We start from the raw sequence: 5,552 nt of genomic DNA on the forward strand, positions 1-5,552 counted from the left end.
GATTCGGTCGCATGGTTGCTGAATGTCCGCGGCTCCGACGTGTCGAACACGCCCGTTGCGCTCAGTTTCGTACTTGCCCATGCCGATGGCACCGCGGATTTATTTGTAGCGCCGGAAAAAGTGGATGACGCCGTCCGCGCCCACCTTGGGAATGCGGTGCGCCTGCGCGATCCATCCGAATTTGTGCCGGAATTGGGGTCGATGAAGGACAAGCGCATTGCGGTTGACCCCGACCGTGCCGTAGCCGCGATTTTCGGCGCGCTGCAAGCTGGCGGCGCGCATATCATCGAAGCCCGCGACCCGGTCATATTGCCCAAGGCGGTTAAAAACCATGTCGAGCAATCGGGCCACCGCGCCGCGCAAGCCCGCGATGGCGCCGCCTTGAGCCGCTTCCTGCATTGGATGCGCGAAACTGCCTATCAGGGCGGACTGAATGAGCTTTCCGCGGCTGCGCAGCTGAAGGCGTTTCGCGAAGATACGGGAATGCTGAAAGACCTGTCGTTTGACACAATTTCCGCTACTGGCCCCAACGGCGCGCATTGCCATTATAAGGTCGACGAAAGCACCAACCGCGCAATTGAACCCAACAGCATTTATTTGGTCGACAGCGGCGGGCAATATCTTGACGGTACCACTGACGTTACCCGCACGATGTGGGTTGGCCCCGGAGCGCCAACCGCAGAGATGAAGGACCGCTTCACCCGTGTACTTAAGGGCCACATCGCCTTGGCAAGCGTAGTCTTCCCGGAAGGCACCAGAGGCGCGCAGTTGGATACGATGGCACGTGCATCACTTTGGCAAGCCGGCCTTGATTACGCACACGGCACCGGCCATGGCGTCGGCAGCTTCCTTGCGGTGCACGAGGGGCCGCAGCGCATCGCCAAATACGCTGGTGGGCAAGCGGGGAGCGACGAGCCGTTGCACGCGGGCATGATCCTATCGAACGAGCCCGGCTATTACAAGCAAGGCGAGTATGGCATCCGCATTGAAAATCTGGTGTTGGTCGAGGACCGCGCGATCGCCGGCGCAGAGGGGCGCTATCTCGGTTTCGAAACCCTGACCTTCGCACCTATCGACAAGACATTAGTGGACGTCAGCTTGCTGAATAGCGATGAATTGCGCTGGTGGAATGATTACCACGCAAAGGTGCTTGAGGTGGTCGGCCCACAATTGGATGGTGCGGCGCTGGCTTGGACGCAGGAGGCCTGTGCGCCTTTGGTACCCGCCTAAGCCCTGTCTTCAAAGTTTGTGATGCGCGCCTAGGCTCGCGCGGATGCGGTCGAGGGTGGGTTGGCGGATGGCCGCCTTGTTCCATGCATAGGCCGGGGCGGGAAGTTGCGCGAGCTGACCGGCAACGGCGATGGCTTTGGCTTCGACCGCGCCTGCCTCTGCAAGCACGTCGAGATAACCCGCCTCGACTGCGCCTTCGGGATTATAGATAAAGCCCTGGATCATCGCACGCGTCAGGTGCGAAGGGTTCAGGCGATCGCGCGCGAGCTCCATCGCGAAAATAGGCAAGTTCATGCCCGTGATCGCTTCGTTCGCGCCAATTTTATAGTCGCCTGCGGTGCCAATACGCGTGTCGCACGCGTGCAAGATGAAAACACCCATCGCAATCGCATGGCCGTTGCAGGCGGCGACCACGGGCAGCGCTCCGCCGAACAAACGCAGCAATAACTCCGCGCCTGCATCCAGCAATTTATACACGCCGTCGGCCCCAAGGCTGGCAAATGCGTTCAGGTCAAACCCGCCCGAGAAGCGACCATCACGTCCCGTCAGCACAATGGCTTTGGCATTCGCTTCAGCGGTATCGAGTGCGCTGTTTAGCGCCGCGAGCATGTCGAAGTTGATGGCATTGGCTTTGCCGTCGTCCATACGGATCAAGGCGATGTCGTTGGTAATTTCGACAGTGGCGGACATGTTGTTTCTCCCTTGCATTCCAGTCGCACGACTAAGGCCGAAAGTTCACGTGAACGTCAACCTCTATAGTTTGCATCCGATGTGACCAGGCGGGGCCAAATGGTCCTGCAAGCCTTGCCTTGGGTTAGCGTTTTTCCAGTGGCGCGGGCGCGTCCAATGACTATGTTGCACATGAACCATATTCCCAGGAGCATCGCATGACCCAGACTTTTTCCGAATATACTCCCGCCGATGTCTGGGAGTGGAATACCGAAAATGGCGGCCAGTTCGCAAACATCAACCGACCAATCGCAGGTGCCACCCATGACAAGGAGCGCCCGGTCGGTAAACACCCGATGCAGATATATTCGCTCGCAACTCCGAACGGCGTGAAGGTCACGGTAATGCTTGAGGAGCTGTTGGCACTTGGCCACAGCAGAGCGGAATATGATGCGTGGTTGGTCAACATCCGCGACGGCAACCAGTTTTCAAGCGGCTTTGTCGATGCCAACCCCAATTCCAAAATTCCCGCTTTGTTCGACCATTCAACGCCAGAACCAACCCGCGTGTTCGAATCTGGATCGATTTTGTTGTATCTTGCGGAAAAGTTCGGCGCGTTTCTGCCAACCGAGCATCACGCCCGAACCGAGACGATCAACTGGCTGATGTGGCAAATGGGCAGCGCGCCGTATCTGGGCGGCGGCTTTGGCCATTTTTATGCCTACGCGCCGTTTAAGTTTGAATATGCGATTGACCGTTTTGCCATGGAGGTAAAACGGCAATTGGACGTCTTGGATCGTAATTTGGCAGACCGAGAGTATATGGCAGGCGATACCTACACGATTGCCGACATGGCAATTTGGCCGTGGTATGGCGCGCTGGTGAAGGGCCTGATTTACGATGCGGGTGCGTTTCTTTCAGTGCACGAATATAAGAATGTCATTCGCTGGACGGACCTGATTGCGGAGCGTCCGGCAGTCAAGAGGGGCCGCATGGTCAACCGCGTGATGGGTGATCCGGCGAGCCAGTTGCATGAACGGCACGACGCTGGCGACTTTGATACCAAGACGCGGGATAAGATTAATCTGGCCACGTGATCACACGCAGTGCCGCAAAGTGCGACGGGCATTTAGGCCTTCTTGAAATCGGTTTGCGGGTTTCTCCTTTAGGAAGGCCACAGACTGGCGGAGACGGAGTCCTACTCAGTAGGGTCCAGTGAGCCATATTGAAGACTATTATTACATTGTGTCACAGTATGTTAAGTGGCCTTAGCCTCTTGTAAGATCGTAATGGACTCACTACTATCTAGCCTTGAAAGGTGGGTATTAAGGTGGGTAGAAGTGCTAGGGCGGACCTGACTGTTCGTCAGGTCGAGACGACGACAAAGATTGGCTACACGGCAGACGGGAAGCAGCCGGGGCTGAACTTGCAGGTTACAGCAAGTGCGTCTGGATACGCACGCTCGTGGGTGTTTCGCTACACAAGCCCTACAACAGGCAAACGTCGTGAGCTTGGGCTTGGTCCTCTTAGTAGCGTTGGATTGGCTAAAGCGCGGGAAAAAGCTCGGGAAGCAGGAGACGAGGTTGCTGAAGGCATCGACCCGAAGGACGCCCGTGATGCTGCCAAGGCCCAGAATGTGGCGTGGCGTCAGCGCCTGACTTTCGAAGAAGCTGCTGCACAGTGTATAGCTACCAAGCAGCATGAGTGGAAAAATGCTAAGCATCGTCATCAGTGGGCAGCGACGCTAAAGACCTATGCATACCCGTCGTTAGGTAAATTGCCCGTCGACCAGATCACCATGGAGCAGGTTCTGGGTGTGCTTGAACCGATTTGGACCACCAAGACTGAAACTGCCAGTCGCGTCCGTCAACGGATTGAGACCGTTATGGACTGGGCTAAAGCCCGTAAACTTGTCACAGGCGATAATCCCGCATCGCTGAAGGGCGGTCTTGGTCAACTTCTACCTAAGGCCCGCAAAATAGCAAAAGTGAAGCATCAGCCTGCGCTGCCATATAAGGAAGTTAACGCCTTTGTGCAGGCTCTGCGCGACAAGAGGGGCATCAGCCCAAAGGCTTTCGAGTTCCTAATCCTTACCGCTGCGCGATCTGGTGAAGTGTTGGGCGCAAAGTGGGATGAGATCGATCTTGTGGCTAAGGTTTGGGCCATACCTGCTGAACGCATGAAGGCTGGTCGCGAACACCGCATCCCGCTTAGTGCAAGGGCGGTAACTATCATCACAGAAATGCTGAAGGGTAAGCAGTGTGACTTCGTGTTTCCTGACCCAACTGGCAAAAAGGGTATGTCGAACGGCGCACTTCTCGCAGTTATCAAAGGCATGCCCGAGTTCGCCGCGTACGTACCACACGGCTTCCGTTCGACGTTTCGTGACTGGGCGGCGGAAACCACAAGCTTCGCAAATGAGACACTCGAGTTGGCGTTGGCGCACACCATCAAGGACAAGGCGGAAGCCGCATATCGGCGTCAGGACCAGCTAGAGAAGCGCTTCAAGCTCATGGAGCAATGGGCTGGCTACATGGCGCGTCAACCGAAGGCGGCAACGGTTACTGCCATTGGCAAAGTTGGTTTATAATGGCTAGCGGCAAACGCGGACGGCCCCACTCTCGGTTTTTTGCTGATCCAGAAAGTGAACGGTTACGTGTAGACCAATGCATTAAGGAAGGGCGTGACCCATGCCCGCCGTACAAACACGAGCCGTGTGCCGCCGAGCTTGAATTGAGGAAGGCCGTCATGCCAGGGGCGCCGTTTGATTTGGTCCTGACATTAAACGACAGTGATTGTGAGGGCTTCCCACTATTCAATGCTCAAGCGGAGGCCAAATGGGATGAAGCACAGGCCAAGCGGAAACACGACGCTCGAAGTGGTGGCGAAATGAAACCAAAGGCCAACCTTGCCGCCTCAGTAATTGCTGACCACGCTCATTTCATACAAACCAAAAAAGCCGAAGGCGCCCGGAAAAGCGATGTAATCAACTGGGTCAATACATTTAGACTAAAGGCAAGTTTAGAAATTGCCGGGCGTAGTGAAATGTATCGGCAGCTTACCGCGTCTGGTCTCTGGGATTAAAAACCGTCCGGTCTGCTATCAGGCGCAATATTAAGTTCGCATACATGGATGGTCTCTTTAACCCCATAAAGGACCAAAAGGATTATGGAACAGAGCGTTAACAGTGGGTCGGTTCGTATTGCCCGCCCCGACGAGGTGCGTACTCGCATCGGAGTAAGCCGCGCTAAATTCGCGGATATGGTTGCCAAAGGCCAATTCCCTAAACCATTTACGATTATCCCCGGTGGCCGCGCTGTAGGCTGGCTGGGGGAAGATGTTGATGCTTGGATCATGCAACGTGCAAAGGGCGACGAAGCACAGTGACCTGTCTCCCAAATGACGCTGAGCAGCGATCTGATATCACTAAGATGTCGGATATCTCTCTATTGGGGTAGGATAAAGGAAAGCAGGGGCTAGTTACACCAGCCCCAAAACTCGGCAATTTCAGGCGACGGTTGGGGAACTATCTTGATTAAGCGCAGACACACGCCCGCTTTGGACACTGTCGAGGTATTGTTCATAAAAGGTATGCTCCATCATGAACGAAACCGCCTATTGTATAAAAAATAAGCTAATGTATAAAAAATAGG

6 protein-coding genes are annotated in these 5,552 nt (G+C 55.4%); 5 read left to right on the forward strand and 1 reads right to left on the reverse strand.

Annotated elements, in window-relative coordinates; all coding sequences use genetic code 11:
• Positions 1-1,230 (forward strand): aminopeptidase family protein P (locus Q0O33_RS10375; protein ID WP_295499256.1); only part of this gene is annotated, 1,230 nt, incomplete at its 5' end.
• A 9-nt stretch (positions 1,231-1,239) separates the two neighbouring features.
• On the opposite strand, the gene Q0O33_RS10380 is transcribed toward Q0O33_RS10375, so the two are convergent.
• Positions 1,240-1,920, reverse strand: coding sequence for a crotonase/enoyl-CoA hydratase family protein (locus tag Q0O33_RS10380; protein WP_295499258.1), 681 nt, complete (start codon positions 1,918-1,920; stop codon positions 1,240-1,242).
• 197 nt (positions 1,921-2,117) lie between these two features.
• On the opposite strand from Q0O33_RS10380, the gene yghU reads away from it, so the two are divergent.
• The 4 genes from yghU (at position 2,118) to Q0O33_RS10400 (ending at position 5,286) form a co-directional block, all read left to right on the forward strand.
• Entirely contained in the window at positions 2,118-2,996 is an 879-nt protein-coding gene (yghU, locus tag Q0O33_RS10385; RefSeq protein ID WP_295499262.1) for a glutathione-dependent disulfide-bond oxidoreductase, read from the forward strand.
• 233 nt (positions 2,997-3,229) lie between these two features.
• Positions 3,230-4,489, forward strand: coding sequence for a site-specific integrase (locus Q0O33_RS10390; protein ID WP_295499264.1), 1,260 nt, complete (start codon positions 3,230-3,232; stop codon positions 4,487-4,489).
• Between the two features lie 158 nt (positions 4,490-4,647).
• Positions 4,648-4,983 (forward strand): hypothetical protein, encoded by a 336-nt coding sequence (locus Q0O33_RS10395; RefSeq protein ID WP_295499266.1) that lies wholly within the window; start codon positions 4,648-4,650, stop codon positions 4,981-4,983.
• Positions 4,984-5,067: 84 nt separating this feature from the next.
• Complete coding sequence (locus tag Q0O33_RS10400) at positions 5,068-5,286, forward strand: AlpA family phage regulatory protein (RefSeq protein ID WP_295499268.1); 219 nt, start codon at positions 5,068-5,070, stop codon at positions 5,284-5,286.
• Positions 5,287-5,552: the final 266 nt, after the last annotated feature.

It is taken from the genome of Sphingorhabdus sp. EL138, assembly GCF_945862485.1.
Lineage (GTDB): Bacteria > Pseudomonadota > Alphaproteobacteria > Sphingomonadales > Sphingomonadaceae > Sphingorhabdus_B.